Origin of the sequence: Chryseobacterium jejuense (genome assembly GCF_017877355.1) — a bacterium.
In the GTDB taxonomy this organism is placed as follows: domain Bacteria; phylum Bacteroidota; class Bacteroidia; order Flavobacteriales; family Weeksellaceae; genus Chryseobacterium; species Chryseobacterium jejuense_A.
In genome coordinates this window covers 84380-106858 of sequence record NZ_JAGIPR010000011.1, presented here as the reverse complement: position 1 = coordinate 106858, position 22479 = coordinate 84380, and the positions used below count along the sequence as shown (strand labels likewise).

21 protein-coding genes are annotated in these 22479 nt (G+C 35.7%); 11 read left to right on the top strand and 10 right to left on the bottom strand.

Going from position 1 to position 22479, the window contains the following annotated elements; translation table 11 throughout:
* Window positions 1-34 precede the first annotated feature (34 nt).
* Window positions 35-1900: a M1 family metallopeptidase gene (locus tag J2772_RS19460; protein WP_209919638.1), complete on the top strand. Its 1866-nt coding sequence runs from the start codon at window positions 35-37 to the stop codon at window positions 1898-1900.
* 36 nt (window positions 1901-1936) lie between these two features.
* Here J2772_RS19460 and J2772_RS19455 read toward each other — a convergent pair whose 3' ends face one another.
* The 10 genes from J2772_RS19455 to clpB form a co-directional block, all read right to left on the bottom strand.
* The gene (locus J2772_RS19455; RefSeq protein WP_209919636.1) at window positions 1937-3322 is read right to left on the bottom strand and encodes a phosphatase PAP2 family protein; all 1386 of its coding nucleotides are present in this window, start codon (window positions 3320-3322) and stop codon (window positions 1937-1939) included.
* Window positions 3323-3433: 111 nt separating this feature from the next.
* Window positions 3434-4453, bottom strand: coding sequence for a zinc metalloprotease (locus J2772_RS19450; RefSeq protein WP_209919633.1), 1020 nt, complete (start codon window positions 4451-4453; stop codon window positions 3434-3436).
* A 480-nt stretch (window positions 4454-4933) separates the two neighbouring features.
* Window positions 4934-5938 (bottom strand): zinc metalloprotease, encoded by a 1005-nt coding sequence (locus J2772_RS19445; RefSeq protein WP_209919631.1) that lies wholly within the window; start codon window positions 5936-5938, stop codon window positions 4934-4936.
* 245 nt (window positions 5939-6183) lie between these two features.
* Entirely contained in the window at window positions 6184-6822 is a 639-nt protein-coding gene (locus tag J2772_RS19440) for a response regulator transcription factor (RefSeq protein WP_209919629.1), read from the bottom strand.
* Window positions 6819-7604 (bottom strand): sensor histidine kinase, encoded by a 786-nt coding sequence (locus J2772_RS19435; RefSeq protein WP_209919627.1) that lies wholly within the window; start codon window positions 7602-7604, stop codon window positions 6819-6821. Before J2772_RS19435 ends, J2772_RS19440 begins: the two co-directional genes overlap by 4 nt.
* Window positions 7586-8230 carry a hypothetical protein gene (locus J2772_RS19430; RefSeq protein WP_209919625.1) on the bottom strand — a complete coding sequence of 215 codons (645 nt, stop codon included), beginning with the start codon at window positions 8228-8230 and terminating at the stop codon, window positions 7586-7588. Before J2772_RS19430 ends, J2772_RS19435 begins: the two co-directional genes overlap by 19 nt.
* A 28-nt stretch (window positions 8231-8258) precedes the next feature.
* On the bottom strand, window positions 8259-8777 hold the full coding sequence (locus tag J2772_RS19425; RefSeq protein ID WP_209919623.1) for a hypothetical protein: 519 nt from the start codon (window positions 8775-8777) through the stop codon (window positions 8259-8261).
* A 194-nt stretch (window positions 8778-8971) separates the two neighbouring features.
* The gene (locus tag J2772_RS19420; RefSeq protein WP_209919621.1) at window positions 8972-9124 is read right to left on the bottom strand and encodes a hypothetical protein; all 153 of its coding nucleotides are present in this window, start codon (window positions 9122-9124) and stop codon (window positions 8972-8974) included.
* Window positions 9125-9300: 176 nt separating this feature from the next.
* Window positions 9301-10305 (bottom strand): zinc metalloprotease, encoded by a 1005-nt coding sequence (locus tag J2772_RS19415; RefSeq protein ID WP_209919620.1) that lies wholly within the window; start codon window positions 10303-10305, stop codon window positions 9301-9303.
* A 325-nt stretch (window positions 10306-10630) separates the two neighbouring features.
* Complete coding sequence (gene clpB / locus J2772_RS19410; protein ID WP_209919618.1) at window positions 10631-13225, bottom strand: ATP-dependent chaperone ClpB; 2595 nt, start codon at window positions 13223-13225, stop codon at window positions 10631-10633.
* Window positions 13226-13587: 362 nt separating this feature from the next.
* Between clpB and J2772_RS19405 the strand changes: the two genes are divergently transcribed.
* From J2772_RS19405 to J2772_RS19360, 10 genes are all read left to right on the top strand, one after another.
* Complete coding sequence (locus tag J2772_RS19405) at window positions 13588-14163, top strand: TetR/AcrR family transcriptional regulator (RefSeq protein WP_209919616.1); 576 nt, start codon at window positions 13588-13590, stop codon at window positions 14161-14163.
* 366 nt (window positions 14164-14529) lie between these two features.
* Complete coding sequence (locus tag J2772_RS19400) at window positions 14530-15864, top strand: phenylacetate--CoA ligase family protein (RefSeq protein WP_209919615.1); 1335 nt, start codon at window positions 14530-14532, stop codon at window positions 15862-15864.
* A 14-nt stretch (window positions 15865-15878) separates the two neighbouring features.
* Window positions 15879-16220, top strand: a complete 342-nt coding sequence (locus J2772_RS19395; protein ID WP_209919614.1) for a hypothetical protein — start codon at window positions 15879-15881, stop codon at window positions 16218-16220.
* Window positions 16221-16309: 89 nt separating this feature from the next.
* Complete coding sequence (locus J2772_RS19390) at window positions 16310-17395, top strand: 2Fe-2S iron-sulfur cluster-binding protein (protein ID WP_209919613.1); 1086 nt, start codon at window positions 16310-16312, stop codon at window positions 17393-17395.
* A 98-nt stretch (window positions 17396-17493) separates the two neighbouring features.
* Window positions 17494-18432 (top strand): 1,2-phenylacetyl-CoA epoxidase subunit PaaA, encoded by a 939-nt coding sequence (gene paaA, locus J2772_RS19385; RefSeq protein WP_045501831.1) that lies wholly within the window; start codon window positions 17494-17496, stop codon window positions 18430-18432.
* A gap of 113 nt (window positions 18433-18545) precedes the next feature.
* The gene (gene paaB, locus J2772_RS19380) at window positions 18546-18827 is read left to right on the top strand and encodes a 1,2-phenylacetyl-CoA epoxidase subunit PaaB (RefSeq protein ID WP_002981782.1); all 282 of its coding nucleotides are present in this window, start codon (window positions 18546-18548) and stop codon (window positions 18825-18827) included.
* 109 nt (window positions 18828-18936) lie between these two features.
* Window positions 18937-19686: a 1,2-phenylacetyl-CoA epoxidase subunit PaaC gene (gene paaC / locus J2772_RS19375; protein WP_209919612.1), complete on the top strand. Its 750-nt coding sequence runs from the start codon at window positions 18937-18939 to the stop codon at window positions 19684-19686.
* A 122-nt stretch (window positions 19687-19808) separates the two neighbouring features.
* A complete protein-coding gene (gene paaD, locus J2772_RS19370) occupies window positions 19809-20273 on the top strand; it encodes a 1,2-phenylacetyl-CoA epoxidase subunit PaaD (protein ID WP_209919611.1) in 465 nt (154 codons plus the stop codon).
* 148 nt (window positions 20274-20421) lie between these two features.
* Window positions 20422-21222 carry an enoyl-CoA hydratase-related protein gene (locus tag J2772_RS19365; protein ID WP_209919610.1) on the top strand — a complete coding sequence of 267 codons (801 nt, stop codon included), beginning with the start codon at window positions 20422-20424 and terminating at the stop codon, window positions 21220-21222.
* Between the two features lie 126 nt (window positions 21223-21348).
* Window positions 21349-22479: a 3-hydroxyacyl-CoA dehydrogenase NAD-binding domain-containing protein gene (locus tag J2772_RS19360; RefSeq protein WP_209919608.1), complete on the top strand. Its 1131-nt coding sequence runs from the start codon at window positions 21349-21351 to the stop codon at window positions 22477-22479.

The following is a 22479-nucleotide window of genomic DNA, read 5'->3' as shown; positions in this document are numbered from 1 at the left end:
CTATTTTTGATACTTATCTAAAAAAGAGATTATTATGAAGAGAATTTTTTCCGGAATGCTGGTAGTTGTTTCATTATTTCAACTTTCTGCTCAGGAATTGTATATGCCGAGAAATATTAAGAGAGCTTATGAAAGAGGAACCCGAGATATTTCTGGAGCACCGGGCAAGAACTACTGGCAAAATAAAGGAATTTATAATGTTGAAGTAAAAGTAGATGCTAATACAAAGACTGTTTCAGGAAAAGAAACGATTGTTTATACCAATAACAGTCCGGATAATCTCAATGAATTAGCCATAAGATTTGTAAATAATCTGCACAAGCCGCAGTCTCCAAGATCAGGATCCGTTTCTAAAGATTTTCTGTCTGCAGGGCTTAAGATCAAATCATTTATTGTAAATGGTGAAAAATACGATATCAATAGTGATGATTGGGGAACTGTTGAAAAAATAAAATTAAAATCATCTTTAAAATCAAAGTCAAAAGCTGAGGTTAAGATTGAATGGGAGTATCCCCTTTCTGTACAGAGTGGAAGAGAAGGGCAGATTGATCCTGAAACATTCTATGTAGCTTATTCTTTTCCTAGAATTTCTGTGTATGATGATTATAACGGATGGGATATGCTTCCACACTCAGACAGGCAGGAGTTTTACAATGACTTTAATGATTATAGCTTTGCCATTACAGCGCCAAAGAACTATGTAGTATGGGCAACCGGAGATTTCCTGAATCCAGAAGCGGTTCTTCAACCTGAATATTTAAAAAGATATAAAGCTTCCTTGAAAAGTGATAAGCTGATGCATATTGCTACAGAACAGGAGATGAAGTCCGGAAAAGTTACCCAGCAGAATAAGTGGAATGTGTGGAAATTTAAAGCCAATCACATTACAGATTTCTGTTTTGCATTGAGTAACCATTATGTATGGGATGCAGCAAGTGTTCAGCTGAAAACCAAAAGAGCAAGTGTTCAGGCGGGATATAAAGCAGGAGCGAAAGATTTTGAACATTATGTAGACTGGATGCGTTATAACCTGGATTGGTTTTCCAAAAAATGGCCAGGAGTAGAATATCCCTATAATGTAATGACGGCAATTCAAGGGTATGCAGATATGGAATATCCGATGATGATTAATGATACCAGTATTCCGGATGACCTTCAGGATGCCAGACTTACTGCAGATCATGAAATTGCACATACTTACTTCCCTTTCTATATGGGGATTAATGAAACGAGATATGCCTTTATGGATGAAGGATGGGCAACTACCTTAGAATATTTGATTGGAATTGATGAAAATGGTGAAGAAAAAGCTAAAGATTTTTATAAAAACTTCCGTGTAAAAAAATGGATCAATGATCCTTCAGCAGAACAGGATCAGCCAATTATTACAATGAGTACGCAGGTAAGTGGTTCCGGATACGGAAACAATTCGTATGTAAAATCATCACTGTCTTATCTTGCATTAAAGGATTATCTGGGTGATGAATTATTCAAAAAAGCATTACATCATTATATGGACAAATGGAATGGAAAACATCCGGTGCCATGGGATTACTTCAACTCTATGAACACAGGTTCCGGGAAAAATCTGAACTGGTTTTTTCAGAATTGGTTTTATACCAATAATTATATTGATTTAAAGGTTGCAGGTGCATCTCAAATGAATGATTTGCTTACAGTGAATGTAGCAAATGTAGGTGGGTTTGCTATTCCGTTTGATACAGTATTATCTTATGAAGACGGAACTACGGAGAAATTACATTTTTCACCGTCTGTCTGGGAAAAAGATCAAAAATTAACTGATCTTGTGATTCCGATTAAGAAAAAAGTAAAATCTGTAAAGCTGGACGGGGATCTCTTTATGGATTATACTCCGGAAGACAACAGTAAAACTTTATAAACGTAAAAGCCTTCAGACTCTGAAGGCTTTTTTATTTTAAAAATAGGCGGTTAATCTTAGACCTAAAGTAATATAATTGATTTTTTCTTTAGCAATCAGATTGTTCAGTTCCTGATCTAGCTCAGCGCTTTCCTTAATCTCATCGCTGAAGTGATATCGGATCGTAGAGTTAATCTGATTGTAATCTGTATAGAAAGTAAGACCTAATCCCGGATTAAACTTATAAGTCATAGAAGCTCCTGTATTCCAACGGAAAGCCGGTTTGGGTTTGTATCTGGCAATCTGAAGCTCGTGGTTAGGAGTGTCTATTTCATTTCCTTTTACAAATACTTTTCCACTGGCAGTAGCAGCATACCCGCCGGTTATTTTTAAAGTAAGTTGCCATTTGTCTGAGAGTTCATGAGAAAAATAAGGCCCAATTCCTGCAGATAGGAAGCCCATAGATTGGGTTTTAATTTCATGGTCACCAAAATCCTGTTCGTCATCAAAGGTTATTCTTTGAGACTTAATAGGGAAACTACTGAAGGTGACATCTGCTCCCACACCCCATTTTTTTGAAAAGAAATAAGCTCCTTCCAGCCCGCCTTCAAAGCCAATTTGCTTTTTGTCATCCAATTCCGATTCTTTCAGGAAGTTGGTGGTACCCAGTGCTGTACCCATTTTTAGAGAAAGAAAAGAGGGGTAATCATTTCCCTGTATTCTTGATAAGATACTTAAATTATCTCCCTTGTTTTTATAAATTTTATCAATAAAAAAATAACCCAGTTCTGTTGATATAATCCCAATCCCGGCACCGGCAAGGATATCTGGAACCCAGTGTCTGTTATTTAAATTTCTCCCAAGTCCTGTAATAGTGGCAGAACCATATCCTGCAATACTGTAGGCAGGATTTACCATCCCATATTCTTTATGTAGGAAACTGGCATTGGTAAAAGCCATAGCAGCATGTCCTGATGGGAAAGAATTATTTTTAGATCCATCCGGACGCTCAATTTTTGCAGTATATTTAATCGAATTGACTAAAATTGCCATTATGGCTAAACTAGCTCCATAAGATAAAGTGGCTCTTCCAATGTTGTTTCTTCCTTTTACACCTCCGAGTTTTAGACCGTAAACAGCTACGGCAGGAGCATATTGAAGATAATCATCATATTTAACTTTGAAGTTAGGAAGGTATCGGTTTCTTACCTCACGGATATTTTCTTTTTCTCCCCATGTAGCTGCTGCTGCAGTAAAAAGAATGGCGGGAGCTACAGATTTTTTTACCCATTCCTTTTTGAAAAAAGGAGTAGATTCCTTTATCGGTAAATTGGTATTCATTAAAGCAATATCTCGTTGAAGATTTCGAGGCTGAATTGTATCCTGTGCCTTAATACAAAATAAGTGCAATAGTATTCCTGATGCTAATGCTATTTTTTTCATCTTAGTTAATGGTACTGAAATTAAATCGCGTAAAAATATAAAAAAAATCTATCCCAAAAATTGAGATAGACTATTTTAATGTTTTTATAATATTTCAGCTGATTTTGTTGATTATCTTAACCCAGCTCTTGGTCCGGATGTGGATACTACAGCTTGCATTCTTGTTTTTTGATTAGCAGAAAACATAAACATTGCCTTATCATCTACATAATCCATATAGTTCATGAACATCTGAGAACGGCTTACACCTCCACAAACTCTGTTCAAAGGATATGTGGGAGTTCCGTAGTTAGGACCTGGAGAAGTCGGTGTATCATTAGAGTAATCTGTCTGACAGCCTGTATTAGATGATCCCCAAAGGTGTGGAAGGTTCAGATAGTGTCCTACTTCATGTGTTACTGTTCTTCCTAAGTTGAACGGAGCCGAAGCACCGGTTTTTCCTATATACTGATATCCAATTACAAGGCCATCATACCATTGCCCTGCATGTTCCGGATAATAAGCGTAGCCTAAAGTTCCGGGCTGGCCCTTATCGTCAAGTATTGAATTGACAACCCATATATTCATATTTTTAGTCGGATCAGTAGCAGTAATACCTCCTGTGCTGGCTTCTTTCATCTCTTCAAGATCAGATCTCCAGGCTGTTTTTGTACTCTGTTTACGGTTAGTGGCTATCAACTTGAAACGGATTTTTACATCACCTGCCGCTGAAGGTTGAAACGCTGAAGGAATTTTAGTGATGTCGGAATTGGTAGCGCCATAATCAGCATTCAGTACCGCAATTTGCTCTGCGATTCTTGCATCGGAAACATTTTGAGTTGAGGTATTATAGATCACGTTAAAAACAACCGGGATCTCAACTGTTCCATCTGCGAGTACTTTTCCCACTTTAAGATTTTCTGCAAATTTTTCGGTTCCGAATTCAATATCGGCTACTTTTTGCTGAAGCGCAGGATTTTTCAGAAGCATTGCTTGTCTTATTTCTTCTGATGGACAGCTTCTTTGTGTAACAGTTAATGCAGTAGGAGAAGCTTCTGAATTCATAGGTGAATCATTTTGGTTGGTCATGCTGTCATTATTACAGGCAGACATTAAACCTAGAGCAAGAGCTCCAAATAAGAATTTTTTCATATCGTTATAATATAATTGTGGTTGAGAATGTGAAATTATATTATTTAAAATTGATATGCAAATTATTTAACGAAATAATTAATAAATGTTTATTTAATGGTCGTTTTACTTATGTATATGATAATATAATTGGTATTGTTTTGAATTTTAATTATTTTTAATTAATTGTTTTATATTTCACGCCTAAGTGTATTTAGGGGTGAAAATATTTTTATGCTTTTTTATTGTTTGTAGAATATTTTTAACACTAAATCAGTCCTCGAAACGATCATTAAAAGAATGGTGACAGCTTCAGATTTTTTGCTTTTTCCCAATGATTATATGTCCGGAATAAAAAAGAATAATGCTTCCGTTATTTCTAGTTTGAAAAATCAGTTGATAAATACAATAATATTTCTGAATGTAAGAGGAGAGTAGAGGCAAAAAAAATCTATCTCAATTTGAGATAGATTTTTAAATATTTAATAACTGTATTTTTTACTAGTAAACTCTTAATCCTGCTCTTGCACCTGAAGCTGCAACCACAGACTGCATTCTTGTTTTTTGTCCCGCGGAGAACATAAACATAGCTCCATCATCTACATAATCCATATAGTTCATAAACATTACAGATCTTTGTACTCCGCTACATGTGTTGTATAAAGGGTATGTAGGTTTTCCATAATTGGCTGTTGTTTGTGTAGGGGTATCACTTACAAGGTCATTTCCACAATTAGCATCTCCCCAGATATGTCTTAGGTTTAAGTAGTGTCCTACCTCATGCGTTGCTGTTCTTCCCAGGTTGAACGGTGAAGAAGCTCCTGTTTTACCAAAATATGGTGCTCCAATGACAACGCCGTCATTCCATAATCCTGCAGATTCTGGGAATGTAGCGTATCCAAGAATGGTACGGCCCTGGCTTGTCATTTTTCCTACGATCCAGATATTTAAATAATTGGTAGGATTAGTTGCATCAATACCTCCTTTAGATGCTTTTTTCATGTCATCATTGGTAGCCCAACTTGTCTTGGAAGTAGATTTTCTAACCGTATTTACCAGTCTGAATTTTACTTTTGTGTCGCCCGAACTTACCGATGTGAATTCAGAAGGGATTTTACTGGCATCACTGTTTGTACCTGAATAATCAGCATTTAATACTGCAATTTGTTCAGCTATTCTTGCATCAGAAACGTTTTCTGCAGTAGTTTTATAGATTACATTTACCACTACAGGGATTTCTACGCTACCGTCAGCAAGAACTTTTCCAAATTGCACATTCTTGGCAAAGTTTTCTGTGTTGATTTCCAAATCAGCAAATCTTTGTTTGAGTTCAGGATTGTTTTTCAAGGCCTCCTGTCTTATTTCTTCGGAAGCACATCCTCTTTGTGCTAATCCGGCAGCCAGTGCTGGCTCTTCAGCTGGAGCTTCATTTTGATTGGTAACGTTATCATTGTTACATGCTGTCATTAGACCGAGCATAAGAGCTCCAAAAAGTAGTTTTTTCATATCAATATTTTTAAAATTGAGGATGTGAAATTATATTATTTGGAATTAATATGCAAACTATTATTTAATTTTTTTATTAAATTAACACTTATTAGTTTATTAGTTTAATTATATCGCATGTGTTTTGGTTAAATGTTATATTTTTGATAATTCAATGAATAGCTTTGAAATTTTATTTGTTTTGTGTTTTTGTGTGTAAATAATAAATCTATTAAATTGTTTGAAAGAAAAATTTTTACTTTGAATTAGTTTGCAAAGCCATTCTTAATAGCGAAAACAGCCAGGCCTACTCGGGTTTTTAAATCCAGTTTTTCACATAATTGGTCACGGTAGCTTTCTACTGTTCTGGGACTGCAGCACATTCTGTCTGCAATTTCTTTATAACTCAGTTCTGTTACTGTGTATTTGAGAAATTCTTTTTCCCGTTCGGAGATTTTTACAGTAGTTTCTATGTCATTTTTATTGAGATTGGAGAATATAATCTTTGAGGCCCATTCAGGATAATAGAAACCATCTGTATTTAATCTAGTAAGTGCTATTTCCAAATCTTTTGGATGGGTGTTTTTTAAAAGATATCCTTTTGCACCATTTTTAATCATTTTAATAACACTGTTATCATCACCTTGCATGCTGAGTGCCATAACTTTGATTTCCGGATGATTTTTGGTAACCCAGGCAGCAGTTTCAAAACCATCCATAATCGGCATACTGACATCCATAAGAATGATTTCAGGAATTGTGTTTCCTTCTTCAAATTTTTGAATCAGATCTTTGCCGCTTTCACAGACATAGATTACTTCAAACTCACTGAAGTTACCAATAATCCCTTCAAGGGCTTTTGCAATAAGTATATGGTCGTCAACAATTACAATTGTTTTTTTCATGGCTGTTTTTTTAAGGTAATATTGAGTTGGGTGCCTGCATTTTTTTCGCTCTCAAGAAGGAAATCGGCACCAATGATTTCAGCTCTGTTTTTCATATTGGTGAGACCAATCCCATTAGATTTTGTCTGGGTGGTATCAAATCCGATTCCGTCATCACGGATGGTGAGTTCCCAAAGTAAGTTTTCGGAAGTATTTAAACTGATGAAAATATTTTTGCATTGAGAGTGTTTTATGCTGTTCTGGATAAACTCCTGAGTGATTCTCAGCAATAGATTTTTATGGACAAAACCCAGATCCAAATGTTCAAAATTATGTTCAAAACTGATAAGACATCTTTTCAATGAATTGGTATTATCAACCTCCTCCTGTATCAACGTTACAATTTCCTTTTGGCTGATGTTGTCATCTGTTAATGTTTTTGAAAGGCTACGCAAATCCTGCAGAGATTGGTTGATAATCTGTGAAACCTGGTCAATTCTCTCGCTGGCTTCTGGAACCTTGTTCTCATAAAGCATTTGCTGAACATATAAACTCACCAAAGTCAACTTTTGTCCGATATTGTCATGTAGTTCTCTTCCAATTTGCTGCATGGTGGCCTGCTGGATCTCCAGCTGGGTAGAGAGGAGTTCTCTCTGGTGAATTTCGTTTTTCATTTCCATCTCATTAAGGTATTCTTTCTTGCGCTGCCTGTAGTTTCTGATGTAGATGGCCACAGCAACGGCAAACATTACAAAGAATGTATTAAAAAGAATGATCGTAATTATTAATTCTGCTTTCCCCATATAAATGCACTTGCAAATAAAATATACATGATAGTTCCGGAAATCTGAAAATAAGCAAAATATAGATCCCATATATCTCTGTATTCCCAAAGAAGAGACATGAAGGTCATAAACGGGAGTGTTCCTATATAAAAAAGAGTATTACCCAGATTGATATAAAACATTCTGTTGGTACTGAATTTTAGGATTTCCGTTGAATTGACTTGTTTATAATATTCCATAACTACCAGAACCATCAAAAATATACAACCTAAAGTATAATTGAGAGCATAAACAACTTTTCTTTCTACAAAAAGTGAAAGTTGTGGAATAAAAGCAGCAAAATATAGAAAAGAAAAGATGTAGAATAGTTTGGGTTTCTTCAGAGATTTTATTGCATATAACCAATAAAAGAAAATAAACTGCAATGGCATTACAAAATAGTTGTAAAAAATAATTCTATCGATACGAAGCTTCTCCTCTGCCCACTTCACAGAAGATTCACATAGGAAAATAGCAATAAGATACAAAGCGAAAAGTTTCCAATGCAGTTTTTTTTCACGGTTAAAATAAATAATGGATACTAAAGCAGCAATAGCCTCTCCAGTATACATAAATTGTGAGAAAAACCTTTGGAATTCAGTCATAGTTTATAATAAGTTCTTTTAATTAATACTAAAGCATTCCCATTGAGCTTGCCGGAGGTGATAAGGTTCCCTGATTTTCTCCGATGCCTCCAGGTTTTGGGCCACGTGCATTGAGTGTAAGGTTTCTCAGTTTATTATTTGGTAATGAGTTGAAGTCGAAATGTATAATTTCTCCGTCTTCATTTTCTTTTTTCAATGTAGGGACCATTATGAGGGTGTGTCTTTCGGAATACTCCTGGGGAACGGGATGGCTTTCCATGATGTCCCAATTCTCGATTTTCGGATAGGCGGCGTAATAAAACCTGACCCCTAAATCTTCCTCAGTACATTCAGAATTCATTTTTCGGGCTTCGTGTTCTAATTGGTTAATGAAGTTTTTCAACTTGGTAAGATCAAACCATATGGAGTTGGAATCTGTTATTCCCATAGTTTCATTAATGGCAATCATTTGGTTTTGGCGGTAATTGTCAATAAGAGCTTTGATAAGATCATTTGACATTGCTCCTGAGCCTGAAGGCTCGTGTTCATTAGTAGATTCTGTTTTCATAACTTAGTTTTATAATAGAGCATCCGTGTTTCCGCAAATTTCGTAAAAAAATATGGGAGTAAATAGAATAGGGAATAGGGAATTATACTGTTATTTTTACCGTGTTTTTACGGATTGCTTCCTAATTAAAAAAAAGATAAGATAAAACTAAAGTTATAGGACATAAAAAACGGAGAAAAATTCTCCGTTTATAGTTAAATGCATCCATACTTTTTAGGATCCCTGCAGACCAATCCTGCAGTACAGCAAAGGCCGGTAGGACAGTTCCAGAACTCATCACATGCAATCATTGGAGGAAGTACTCCGCCTTCAATTTTCTTTAATTCCTGTCTTTTTAACTTTTTCATACTGATTTTGTTATTAATTTGTAAGGTAAAGATAATGTATTTCACGTTATAAAGAAATATTTATCATTTAGTATTTCTTTTGAGATACTAATACTTCTTATGATGGATTTATGAGCATGCTTTTAAAAAAAAAGACCGCTTGAGGAAAGCGATCTTTTTTTAAATTTTTGATAATCTTATAAAACTCGTAATCCTGCTCGGGGACCGGATGCAGAAATTGCAGCTTGCATTCTGTTATTTTGTTGTTGTGTAAACATGAATAGCGTTGTTTCATCTGAGTAATCCATATAGTTCATAAACATGACAGAACGTGAAACTCCACCACAAGTCTCATATCTAGGATAGGATGGTACGCCGGAATGTTTGGTGATCTGTTGAGGGGTGTCATCCACAAAGTCATTTCCACAGTTCGCATCCCCCCAAATATGTCTTAGATTTAAATAATGTCCTACCTCATGTACTGTAACTCTTCCTTGGTTATGGGTTGGGTCCGGACCTCCTTCTCCTACATAATCATCCATCATAACAACACCATCATTCCAAAGTCCTGCATCTTCCGGAAAAGTGGCGTATCCTAAGACGTATCCGGACTGATAAGGCATATAATCTACAACCCAAATATTTAAATAGTTGTTAGGATCGGTAGAGTCCATCCCTCCTGTAGATGCTTTTTTCATTTTATCATCTGGTGCCCATCTGGAAGTTTTTGTTGATTTTCTGTTAATGCCAGCCAGTCTGAATTTAATTTTGGTATCTCCCGCATTCACTGGCTGAAATTCGGTAGGAATCTTAGAAATATCGACATGACTAGATGCAAAAGCTTTATTAAGTACATCAATTTGAGAATTTATTCTGGCATCTGATACATTGTTGGCAGCCTTTGTGTAAAGAACATTAAAGATCACCGGAATTTCTATACTTCCATCTGCCAAAACTTTACCCATTTTTTTCTGCTCAATATAGTTAGCGGTCTGGCTTTCTATCTGAAGCATTCGCTGCATAGCGGAAGGGTCTTCTGCAAGATGTTTCTGTCTTAGAATATCAGAACCGCAAAAGGCTTCTTTGCCTGCTGTTGTATTGACTTCTTCCACGTTTGTGTTTTCTGGGGTAATGTTTTCGGTTTCATTACTATTACAGGATACTAAAAGTGTAATCAAAACACCTAAAATTGTTTTTTTCATAAATCTCGTTTTTTTTATAAAACGAATGTATGGTAAATTTTAATATGAAGTATTTATTAATTTGATATTTTTTTTATGTTAAATGCATTTGTTTTATGTTTTTAATGTTTATTTTGTATATTAAATATGTTTTTATAATAAATAAAACATTAATAATATTTAATACGTAGGATAATTTTTTGAATAATCAGCAATTGCTTGAAAATTATTATTTGTAATAAACAATTTGTGTAAAAGTTCTTATACAAAAAATAAGTGCCGCAGATTTCTCTACAGCACTCATTTACAAAAATTAATGTATATGAAAAAAAACTACTTTATTCTTTTATTGTTCAGTAGGTCTGAATACTAATCCTGTTTCTACAAAGTAATCCAGGGTAATTCTGTCACCATCATTTACATTTCCTGCAAGGATTTCTTTAGACAGTTTATTTAATACTTCCTGTTGAATTACTCTTTTTAGAGGTCTTGCTCCAAATGCCGGATCATATCCTTTTTCCATCAGATAATCTACCGCATCCTGAGTGAAAGTCATGATGATGTTACGTTTTGCTAACATCTCATTAAACCCTCTCAATTGAAACTGAACGATTTTTCCAATCTCTTTCTTTCTCAAAGGTTGGAAGAGTACAATCTCATCAATTCTGTTCAGGAATTCCGGACGTAATGTTTGTTTCAATAAATCAAAAACTTCATCTTTGGTTTTATCCACAATCTCATCCTGGTTTTCCTCAGTTAAATTTTCAAAATTCTCCTGAATCAGGTGTGAGCCTAAATTCGAAGTCATAATGATGATAGAATTTTTGAAATTCACTACACGGCCTTTGTTATCTGTTAAACGACCATCATCTAAAACCTGTAGCAGAGTATTGAAAACATCCGGGTGAGCTTTTTCAATCTCATCCAAAAGAACCACGGAATAAGGCCTTCTTCTTACTGCTTCAGTCAATTGTCCGCCTTCATCATATCCAACATATCCCGGAGGCGCACCTACCAATCTGGAAACACTGTGACGTTCCTGATATTCACTCATATCAATTCGGGTCATGTTATTTTCGTCATCAAACAAGAATTCTGCCAATGCCTTTGCAAGCTCCGTTTTACCAACACCGGTTGTTCCTAAGAATAAGAAAGACCCAATTGGTTTTTTATCATCACTCAATCCTGCTCTGTTCCTTCTGATGGCATCTGCTACAGCCTCAATCGCTTCATCCTGACCAACAACTCTGTGGTGGAGTTCTGCTTCCAGATTCAATAATTTGTCTCTTTCAGACTGTAATAACTTGGTTACAGGAATACCTGTCCATTTTGCGATCACTTCAGATATATTTTCAGAGGTTACTTCCTCTTTGATAAGCTCATTCTGATGATTTTGCATTTCAAGTTCAAGCTTTGCCAGTTCATCTTCTTTTTCACGAAGTTTTCCGTATTGGATTTCCGCTACTTTGGCATAATCTCCAGCTCTGGAAGCTCTTTCTGCTTCTAACTTCAGAGATTCAATATCTTTTTTAATCTGGGTAAGATCTTCACTTTTCTGTTTTTCTTTCAGCCATTTGGCATTAATCTCATTTCTCTGTTCAGAAATCTTCGAGATGTCTTCTTTTAAATGGTCTATTTTAGTTTGGTTGCCCTCTCTTGAAATTGCAGCCAACTCAATTTCCAACTGCATTAATTTTCTGTCTAACACATCAAGTTCTTCCGGTTTGGAATTGATTTCCATTCTAAGTTTAGCAGAAGCCTCGTCGATAAGGTCAATTGCTTTATCCGGTAAAAATCGGTCTGAAATATATCTTTGGGACATTTCCACGGCAGCAATAATCGCTTCGTCTTTGATTCTTACTTTATGGTGAGCTTCATATTTATCTTTAATTCCACGAAGGATAGAGATTGCAGACTCAGTATCCGGTTCTTCCACCATTACTTTCTGGAAACGTCTTTCCAATGCTTTATCTTTTTCAAAATACTTTTGGTACTCATTTAAAGTGGTAGCCCCAATAGCTCTTAATTCACCTCTTGCAAGGGCAGGTTTCAAAATGTTGGCCGCGTCCATCGCTCCTTCACCACCTCCGGCACCTACTAAAGTATGGATCTCATCAATGAAAAGAATAATCTGTCCGTCAGATTTGATGACTTCATTTACTACAGATTTCAGACGCTCTTCAAACTCACCTTTGTATTTGGCTCCGGCGATCAGTGCTCCCATATCCAATGAATACAAGGTTTTATTCATCAGGTTTTCAGGAATATCACCACTGATGATTCTGTGAGCAATTCCTTCAGCGATAGCCGTTTTACCTACCCCTGGTTCCCCAATAAGGATAGGGTTGTTTTTGGTTCTTCTGGAAAGGATCTGTAATACTCTTCTGATCTCTTCATCACGCCCGATTACCGGATCCAGTTTTCCTTCAGCAGCTAACTCGTTGAAATTTTTCGCATATTTATTTAAGGATTGATAAGTTTCTTCTGAACTTGCAGAAGTAGCTTTGCTTCCTTTTCTTAATTCTTTAATGGCTCCTTCCAGTAATTTCTTGGTTACACCCATGTCTTTCAACATTTGAGAAACTTCGGAGCTGGTTTCTATAAGAGATAACCATAAATGTTCAATCGTTACATATTCGTCTCCCATTTTTTTAGCAATGTTGGGCGCATCCAGCAATACTTTGTTTGCCGATTGTGATAGATAGATATTTCCTCCCTGTACTTTTGGGAGTTTTTCTAAATTTTCACGGTTTCGCTCTCTTACTAAAGTGGCATCTGCTTCAGATTTCTTTAACAGGAAAGGCGATATATTTTCATCCACCTGAAAGATCCCTTCAAGGAGATGTTGAGGTTCAATACTTTGGTTGCCAAATTCCATGGCTACTTGTTGTGCTGCCTGGATGGCTTCTTGTGATTTTACAGTATATTGGTTTAAGTTCATATTTTCTATATTTTTGGTAATGATTCGTTCAAAGTTTAGTTTTAAAAAACATCAAGAAACTAAATTTTCAGGCTTAGTTTCTTAATGCCTATCAATTATTTAATCATGTAATCGATGACTGTATCGCAAAAACTGTTCAATTATTAAATTTACAAAAAATATAGACAAAATTTCCGGATTATGTATTTTTAACGATAATTTAACGAGACAAAATTTCCGATTCTTCAAAATCTTCTTTGAAATTGGTGAACAATTCGTCAGTCTTGAATTTGAAAGCCGAGAAGAGGGATTTGAAAATGAGTGAATTTGCTTAGCTGAAGTGCTTAATTTATTTCAGAATAACTACTTTTGCATTTTTACAGATGGAACTTAAAGAAAAACAAAGGAAAATATTAAACGTAGCCGTAGAACTTTTCAAGGAGAAAGGGTATATGGGGAGCTCGGTAAGAGATCTGGCTACAAAGCTTAATATCAAGGCAGCATCATTATATGCACACATCCGTTCGAAGGAAGAAATTCTGGAATGGGTTTGTTTTGGTATTGCACAAGAGTTTTTCGATGAGCTTCAGGAAGTAAAGAATACAGATATTGTTCCAAGGGAAAAACTGAATTTATTTTTAGATAAACACCTATCTGTTGTTCTTAAAAACCGTGATGTTACCCATATTTATTCCATAGAATGGAGACATCTGGAAGAAAGGCTTTCTGAGTTTGTAGAACTGAGAAAAAGTTACCAACTGGAAGTGGAAAAGTTAATTTCTGAAATCTATCAAGCAGAAAACTGGGAACTGAAATCACCATCATTTACTACAAGATTCATTCTTCATACCCTGAATAATTCCTATTTCTGGTTCAAAAGAAGTAGTGATTCTACCGATGAAATTACTGATGAGATAAGGGAAAAGATCCTTTATGGGCTTTTAGGAAATCAAAAGTAGTTAATATATTCTCTGTCATTCTGACGAAGGAAGAATCTCTATAACTAATCAATAGAAACTGTTAGGCTATTGACCTATTACCCTATCACGACTATAATATTTTATATAGATTCCATGCTCTACTTCGTTCTGCTCTGAATGACTTCAGTTAAAATATAAATCGATGATTTTGTAATCACTTGTATGCGCTTTTCAACTGAATTTTATCATTAATTGAGTGCTTAAAATTTTTACAACTTTGTAGTTAGCTCCTGATAGTCCTGGATCTATTATTTAGAATCGTTCAAAATATGACGAAAATCATAAAAATTTTGCCAGCTACCAAAATCTTTTTAAATTTACACCTAACAAATGTTAGTTAGTTTTATGGATTTTTCAGTTGAATATCTGGAGCTGGGTCAGTTGAGACAGCTTCAATCCGACCGGTTAGTAAATCTCATGGGTTATCTGAACGAGAAATCGGAGTTTTATAAAAGAAAGTTTGATGAATTGCAGATATCTCCACAGGATATAAGGAGCATTGAGGATATCACGAAACTTCCAATTACTTACAAACAGGATTTAAGAGATCATTACCCGTTTGGTTTATTTACAGTTCCTAAAACTGAACTTCAGAGAATTCACTGTTCAAGCGGAACTACGGGAAAACCAACCGTGGTAGGATATACTAAAGAAGATGTAGACCTTTTCAGCGAAGTCGTGGCAAGATCACTCAACGCAGCAGGTGCAAGACCTGGAATGCAATTGCATAATGCCTATGGTTATGGGATTTTTACAGGCGGATTAGGGCTTCATTATGGAGCGGAAATACTTGGGATGAGTGTACTTCCCATCTCAGGAGGAATGACAGCCAGACAGGTAGACCTTATTGTAGATTTTAAACCTGAAGTGATTTGTTGTTCACCATCTTATGCTTTAACCATTGCTGATGAATTTGCTAAAAGAGGAATCTCTGCAGAAGAAATCAGTCTTAAATATGCAGTGCTAGGATCTGAACCTTGGACAGAAATTATCAGAGGTCATATTGAAGAAAGATTAGGCGTTCATGCTACCAATATTTATGGTTTAAGTGAAATCATCGGGCCGGGAGTTTCTATGGAGGATTTTGAGGAGAAAGGAGGTTCCTACATTTGGGAAGATCATTTTTATCCTGAAATTCTGGACCCTATTACAAAACAGCCGGTTCCTTTCGGAGAAGAAGGTGTATTGGTGATTACCACTTTAACGAAAAAGGCAATGCCGCTTCTGCGTTACTGGACGAATGATATTACAAGCCTTTATTACGACGAAAATGCCAAAAGAACGATGGTGAAAATGAAACCTATCGTTGGCAGAGCAGATGATATGCTGATTGTAAGAGGTGTAAATGTATATCCAAGTCAGATTGAAGATGCATTTTCCCATGTAAAAGGAGTAGTTCCTAATTATTATCTGACCCCTGTTGAAAAGGAACAGATGTGTGTAGCCTTAGATATTGATGTTGAAATTGATGATGAGCTGGTCAATGCACAAAAAATAGAAGCAAATACCGATGATTATTTTAATTTTGTCGGAAGCTTCGGAAAAAATATTGAAAACGAAATAAAAAAGAGAGTAGGGATTACCACGAAAGTGAAGGTTCATGCTCAGGACAGTTTGCCGAAGTGCGAAGGTGGAAAAATTAATAGAATACTGAAAACAAATAAAGATATTAGATTATAGTTCATAAAAATGATATGAAAAATAAGATCATAGAAATTTTGCAGTATACTTTAAAAAAAGGTACTGGAAAGGAGTTCCATCATATCATGGAGAATATAAGTGTCCCCTTGCATGTTAATAATGGAATTGATGTCGTTTCATATGGAAATTCGCTTCATGATCCAGATTGTTACTATTTGATCCGTTCTTTTGAGAATGAGAAAAAGATGTATGATGATTTAGAGGCTTTTTATTCAAGTGATGAATGGAAGAATGGTCCTCGGGAATCTATTATTAATAAGATCGAGAATAGTATGAAATCAGTGATGCAGATAGGAGAAAATGTAGTGGAAGAGCTAAAGAGAAAAGATATATAAAAATAATTGTTGAGCAGAATATGTTTCTATCTGTTTATGAGAAATAAAGATTGTTCAATGTTGGAAAAAAATAGAATACTAAAAAAATAATGAATTCATTTTATAAACTTAAAACTGTAAAGGTTCAGAAGGATACTTCAGACGCTGTGAATGTAGCGGTGGAAATTCCTGAAGAGCTGAAAGACAAGTTCAGGTTCAAACAAGGACAATACCTTAATTTCCGAATGATGATTAATGGAAATGAGGAAAGGCGTTCTTACTCTATCTGTAATGCTCCAAGTGAAAAAAGCAACACGCTGGAAGTTTTGGTGAAATTGCTGGAAAACGGAAAAGTATCAGGATATTTCAATGAGCATCTTCATATGGATGAAATGCTGGAAGTAATGCCTCCAATGGGCGGTTTCAACACTTCTTATCACCCGACTAACGTAAAAACATATGTTGGTTTGGCTGCAGGAAGCGGAATCACGCCGGTTTTATCCAATATCAAAGAAAGTCTTTATCAGGAGCCTAACAGTAATGCTTATTTGTTCTACAGTAACAGAAGCATGAATCACATTTTAAGAAAAGCTGAAATTGATAAGTTGGTAGAACAATTCAATGGAAGATTTAAAGTAGTGTATCTGGTAAGTCGTGAAAAACACGAAGATCCAGTTTTTGAAGGAAGAATTTCTCCTGAAAAGTTAGATCAGTTGTTTGAAAGATATACAGATATAGATGTAAAAGAATCCACTTATTTTATCTGTGGTCCTTCGGAAATGATTAAAGGAATTGCAGACTATCTGAAAAAAGATAAAAAAGTTCCTGCTATTCAGGTTTTATTCGAATATTTCACCGCTCCTGATGAAGAAAATACAGAGGAAATGAGTGATGAATTCAAAGCAATTGCCAATATTGAAAGTATGGTAACGGTAATCATTGATGACGATGAATATTCGTTTCACCTTAATTCCAAAAAAGAGAGTATCTTAGATAAAGCATTGAAAGACAATCTTCCTGTGCCTTTTGCATGCAAAGGAGGAGTTTGTTGTACGTGTAAAGCGGAAGTTTTAGAAGGAGAAGTTTTCATGGAGAAAAACTATGCACTTACCGAAGACGAAGTAGCCAGAGGTTACGTTCTTACCTGTCAATGTCACCCGACAACGAATGTGGTGATGCTTAATTATGACGTGTAATTAATGTACCAATGTACCAGTTTACCAATGTAACAATTATTGCTAGACTGTTAAATTGATTCATTGTTACATTTTAAAATTTTAAAAAAATTTTAATTATGGATTTAGAAAAATTTGTTCAATACGTTCACGAAGAAAATAAAGTAGAACCAAAAGATGTAATGCCTGATGATTACAGAAAATTATTGGTTCGTCAGATTTCACAGCATGCCCATTCTGAAATCGTGGGAATGTTACCGGAAGCCAACTGGATTTCCAGAGCCCCTTCATTAAGAAGAAAAATGGCACTTTTAGCTAAAGTTCAGGATGAGGCAGGTCACGGTTTATACCTTTACTCTGCAACGGAAACTTTAGGAGACGGAAGTATCAGAGCAGACAGAGATGCTACTTATGATGATATGCTGGAAGGAAAAGCAAAATATTCAAGTATTTTCAATTATCCAACACTAAGCTGGGCAGATATTGGTGCTATCGGCTGGTTGGTAGATGGAGCTGCTATTATGAATCAGGTAATGTTAATGGGGAATTCTTATGGTCCTTATTCAAGAGCGATGGTAAAGATCTGTAAAGAAGAATCTTTCCACCAAAGACAAGGATATGAAATCTTAATGGCACTTTGCCGTGGTACCAAACAACAGAAAGAAATGGCCCAGGCTTCATTAAATCGTTTCTGGTGGCCGGCTTTAATGATGTTCGGACCGAATGATGACAGCTCGCCAAACTCTAAAATTTCTATGAATTACAGAGTAAAAAGAGAAAGTAACGACAGTCTTCGTCAGAGATTTATTGATGTTACCGTTTCTCAGGCTGAGTTTCTAGGATTAACCATTCCGGATAAAGACCTGAAATGGAATGAAGAAAGACAGCATTACGATTTCGGAGAACTTCCTTGGGGAGAATTCATGGAAATCTTAAAAGGAAATGGACCCTGCAACAAAAAACGTATAGAAACCAAGAGAAAAGCTCAGAGAGAAAATTCCTGGGTAAAAGAAGCAGCGATTGCTTTTGCAGAAAAACAACAAAAAGAAGTAATATAATAATGTAACAATATACCAATGTAAAAATGTAACAATCAATTTGTCATTCTGAGCAAAGCGAAGAATCTCATTGGTAAACTGGTGCATTGATACATTGTTAAATTAATTTGACTATGGCAAATTTAGATATGTGGGAAGTGTTTATTCAGACTAAACCAGGATTATCTCACAAACATGTTGGAATAGTACAGGCGCCAACAGCAGAAATGGCTTTACAGAACGCAAGAGACGTTTATACAAGAAGAAAAGAAGGAACTTCTGTTTGGGTAGTTCCAAGTAAATATATCGTGACTTCGGAAGGAGTGGATAAAGAAGCTTTCTTTGATCCGGCTGATGACAAACTATACCGTCACCCAACTTTCTACGAGATTCCAAACGACGTAAAAAATATGTAATATGAATAAGACCTGGAGATAATAGACGAATAGATAAAAGACTTTATGGTCTCTGTCTATCTAATTATCTATCCGTCTACCATCTATTGGTCTCCAAATCTATTAAACAATGAACCCATTATATAATTATTTATTAAAATTAGCAGACGACAGTTTCATTATGGGACAGCGTTTGTCTGCGTGGTGCGGTGAAGGTCCTTATTTAGAGGAAGATATTGCATTAACGAACATCGCTTTGGATGAACTTGGGCAAGCGAATAACTTTTATGTTTATGCTTCAAGAGTAATCGACAATGGTAAAAGTGAAGATGATATTGCATTTTTAAGATATGAACATGAATATGTAAACGCACACTGGACAGAGCTTCCCAATGAAGATTATGCTCAGACTATTTTAAAGGTTTATGTTTTCTCAATGTATCAGAAACTGATGTATGAAGCATTATCAAATTCAGCGAATGAAGAATTGTCTGCTATTGCTCAGAAATCATTAAAGGAAGTAAGATATCACTATACTCATGCTGCATCCTGGATGAAAATCTTTGCTCAGGGAACAGAAGAAAGCCGTACGCGTGTAGAAAATGCAATTGAAAATATCTGGGAATATACAAAAGGATTATTTGCTAAATCAGAAGGTGAAGATGATCTTGTTGTTTTAAATATCGTTCCGAATGTTGATGAATTGTATCAAGAATTCGTTGCTGCAACAGAGAAAGATTTCCAGAGCTTCGGACTAGAGTATCCAGTCAATCTGTTTATGCAGCCTAAATCAAGAACAGGATATCATACAGAATATTTCGGATTTATCCTTTGTGAGCTTCAGTATATGCAAAGAGCATATCCGGGATGTACATGGTAAATTCTGGAATGTAACAATGTAGCAATTTATCAATGTAACAATCTTAAAATGAGATATTGATAAACTGTTCTTTGTTGATTTTGCTAAGTGAAATCTTTGCGTTTAAAAAATTAGAAAAAAGATTGAAAAATCCTTTAGAAATATTAGAATTAGTTCCCGATCCAGAAATTCCGGTGATTAACATTGTGGAGTTGGGAATTGTAAGAGGAGCAGAAATCACAGGTGATAATTCCTGTGAAGTAACGATTACTCCTACGTATTCTGCGTGTCCGGCAATGTTTACCATCGAAGAAGATATCAAGAAGATTATGAAGGAAAACGGATGGGAAGCAAAAGTAGTCACCAAAATGTTTCCAATATGGACAACCGATTGGCTGACAGATGAAGCGAGAGAAAAACTTCGTGCTTTTGGAATCACACCACCAGAAAAAGGTGCAGATGAACATCATATCGGGAAACCGAAGAAATGTCCACGTTGTGGTTCTGAGCATACCAAACAGATCAGCAGATTTGGGTCTACCTTGTGTAAAGCCTCTTATCAGTGCTTAGACTGTCTGGAACCTTTTGATTATTTTAAATGCCATTAAGAAATGTAACAATATAGCAATCTGATAATGTAGCAATCTCATAGTATCAATAATGCATTGCATTGAAATATTCACGTTCTAATTGGTAAATTGTTACATTGTTATACTGTTAAATTATTATATTTATCTGAATTTAAATAGAAATTTTATGTATACACAACTCGATATTGAATCGCATTTTGACGGGAAACTTAAAATCGCATACCTAAATCAGCCTGAAACGATGAATGCGCTTACAAAGCCATCTTTAGGGGACCTGAAGGACTTTATTAAAGAATGCAGTGAGGATGAAACCGTAAGATGTGTTGCCATTTCTGGAAGAGGAAGAGCTTTTTGCTCAGGTCAGAATCTTGAAGAAGCTTTTGCAGTAGGTAAAGAGCATCACGATCAGGACATCATCAGAAAAATTGTGGTAGACTATTATAACCCATTGGTAATGGAGGTTACCCGTTGTAAAAAACCGGTTATTGCTTTAGTAAACGGTCCTGCAGTTGGTGCTGGTGCTATGTTGGCATTAATCTGTGACTTTGTGTTAGCCAATAACAAAGCTTATTTTGCTCAGGCATTTTCAAATATCGGTTTAATTCCTGATACAGGAGGAACCTATTTCTTACCGAAACTTTTAGGCAGACAATTGGCGAATTATTTAGCTTTCACAGGTAAAAAACTATCTGCCGAAGAATCTAAAGCTCATGGTCTTGTAGCAGAAGTTTTCACAGAAGAAGAATTCGGACCAAAATCAATGGAAATTCTTGAGAGAATGGCTAATATGCCAACAGCAGCTCTTAAGCTAACGAAAAAAGCTTTCGCTAGCTCTTACACCAATACTTTAAAAGAGCAGTTGGAGCTGGAAGGAGACCTACAACAGGAGGCGGCAGAAACAGAAGACTTCATAGAAGGTGTAAATGCCTTTTTGCAGAAAAGAAAACCTAATTATAAAGGAAAATAAGATTAATATAACAATTTATCAATGTAGCAGTTTACCAATCAATATACATGCTTAGGCAAGATTCAATTTTTTGATAAAATTGTTACATTGGTAAACTGATACATTGTTACATTACTTTTTTTAACTATGAATATTGGAATTATTGGGGCAGGAACCATGGGCGTTGGAATTGCTCAGGTGGCTGCAACAGCAGGATGCAAGGTCGTTTTATTCGATGCTAATGCTCCACAAATAGATAAAGCACTTACAGGTTTAGAGAAAACCCTTCAGAAATTAGCTGAAAAAGGAAAAATTTCTCAGGAAAAAGCCGCAGAGATCAAAAACAATATTGTAAAAGGTGAAGCTTTGCAGGATCTAAAAGATTCCAATTTGGTTATCGAAGCGATTATTGAAAACAAAGACATCAAGACAAAGGTTTTTACAGAACTTGAAACTTATGTTTCTGAAGACTGTATCATCGGTTCCAATACATCATCCATCTCTATCACCTCTCTTGGTGCAGAACTAAAGAAACCGGAGCGTTTTATCGGAATTCACTTTTTCAATCCGGCTCCGTTGATGCCTTTGGTGGAAGTCATTCCATCATTATTAACAGAAAAAACGTTAGCTGAAAAAATATACAACCTCATGAAAGAATGGGGAAAAATGCCTGTTATTGCTAAAGATATTCCAGGATTTATCGTTAACAGAATTGCCCGCCCATATTATGGTGAAGCTCTAAGAATTGTTGAAGAAAATATCGCAACACCGGAACAGGTAGATGAAGCAATGAAAACTCTTGGAAACTTCAAAATGGGACCTTTTGAATTGATGGACCTTATTGGAGTAGATGTAAACTTTGCGGTAACAACAACAGTTTACAAAGATTATTTCTATGATCCTAAATACAAACCGTCTCTCCTTCAACAGAGAATGTCTGAGGCTAAACTTCACGGAAGAAAAACAGGAAAAGGCTTCTATGATTATAGCGAGGGAGCAATAAAACCGGAAGCGCAGAAAGACGAAGCTCTTTATCAACAGATCTTTTTAAGAATCATTTCCATGCTGATCAATGAAGCTGTTGAAGCTAAAAGACTGGGAGTTGCGAATGATGAAGATATAGAACTGGCAATGCAGAAAGGAGTAAACTATCCTAAAGGATTATTAGGTTGGGGGCAAGAAATTGGATATTCAAAAATCTCCGAAACCCTTCAGAACCTATACGAAGAATATCAGGAAGAAAGATACAGACAAAGTCCTTTGCTGAGAAAATTGTAA

Bases quoted from the DNA above. Each gene is read 5' to 3' on its own strand.
- J2772_RS19460 (WP_209919638.1), top strand. From the start codon at position 35: ATGAAGAGAATTTTTTCCGGAATGCTGGTAGTTGTTTCATTATTTCAA.
- J2772_RS19455 (WP_209919636.1), bottom strand. From the start codon at position 3,322: ATGAAAAAAATAGCATTAGCATCAGGAATACTATTGCACTTATTTTGT.
- J2772_RS19450 (WP_209919633.1), bottom strand. From the start codon at position 4,453: ATGAAAAAATTCTTATTTGGAGCTCTTGCTCTAGGTTTAATGTCTGCC.
- J2772_RS19445 (WP_209919631.1), bottom strand. From the start codon at position 5,938: ATGAAAAAACTACTTTTTGGAGCTCTTATGCTCGGTCTAATGACAGCA.
- J2772_RS19440 (WP_209919629.1), bottom strand. From the start codon at position 6,822: ATGAAAAAAACAATTGTAATTGTTGACGACCATATACTTATTGCAAAA.
- J2772_RS19435 (WP_209919627.1), bottom strand. From the start codon at position 7,604: ATGGGGAAAGCAGAATTAATAATTACGATCATTCTTTTTAATACATTC.
- J2772_RS19430 (WP_209919625.1), bottom strand. From the start codon at position 8,230: ATGACTGAATTCCAAAGGTTTTTCTCACAATTTATGTATACTGGAGAG.
- J2772_RS19425 (WP_209919623.1), bottom strand. From the start codon at position 8,777: ATGAAAACAGAATCTACTAATGAACACGAGCCTTCAGGCTCAGGAGCA.
- J2772_RS19420 (WP_209919621.1), bottom strand. From the start codon at position 9,124: ATGAAAAAGTTAAAAAGACAGGAATTAAAGAAAATTGAAGGCGGAGTA.
- J2772_RS19415 (WP_209919620.1), bottom strand. From the start codon at position 10,305: ATGAAAAAAACAATTTTAGGTGTTTTGATTACACTTTTAGTATCCTGT.
- clpB (WP_209919618.1), bottom strand. From the start codon at position 13,225: ATGAACTTAAACCAATATACTGTAAAATCACAAGAAGCCATCCAGGCA.
- J2772_RS19405 (WP_209919616.1), top strand. From the start codon at position 13,588: ATGGAACTTAAAGAAAAACAAAGGAAAATATTAAACGTAGCCGTAGAA.
- J2772_RS19400 (WP_209919615.1), top strand. From the start codon at position 14,530: ATGGATTTTTCAGTTGAATATCTGGAGCTGGGTCAGTTGAGACAGCTT.
- J2772_RS19395 (WP_209919614.1), top strand. From the start codon at position 15,879: ATGAAAAATAAGATCATAGAAATTTTGCAGTATACTTTAAAAAAAGGT.
- J2772_RS19390 (WP_209919613.1), top strand. From the start codon at position 16,310: ATGAATTCATTTTATAAACTTAAAACTGTAAAGGTTCAGAAGGATACT.
- paaA (WP_045501831.1), top strand. From the start codon at position 17,494: ATGGATTTAGAAAAATTTGTTCAATACGTTCACGAAGAAAATAAAGTA.
- paaB (WP_002981782.1), top strand. From the start codon at position 18,546: ATGGCAAATTTAGATATGTGGGAAGTGTTTATTCAGACTAAACCAGGA.
- paaC (WP_209919612.1), top strand. From the start codon at position 18,937: ATGAACCCATTATATAATTATTTATTAAAATTAGCAGACGACAGTTTC.
- J2772_RS19365 (WP_209919610.1), top strand. From the start codon at position 20,422: ATGTATACACAACTCGATATTGAATCGCATTTTGACGGGAAACTTAAA.
- J2772_RS19360 (WP_209919608.1), top strand. From the start codon at position 21,349: ATGAATATTGGAATTATTGGGGCAGGAACCATGGGCGTTGGAATTGCT.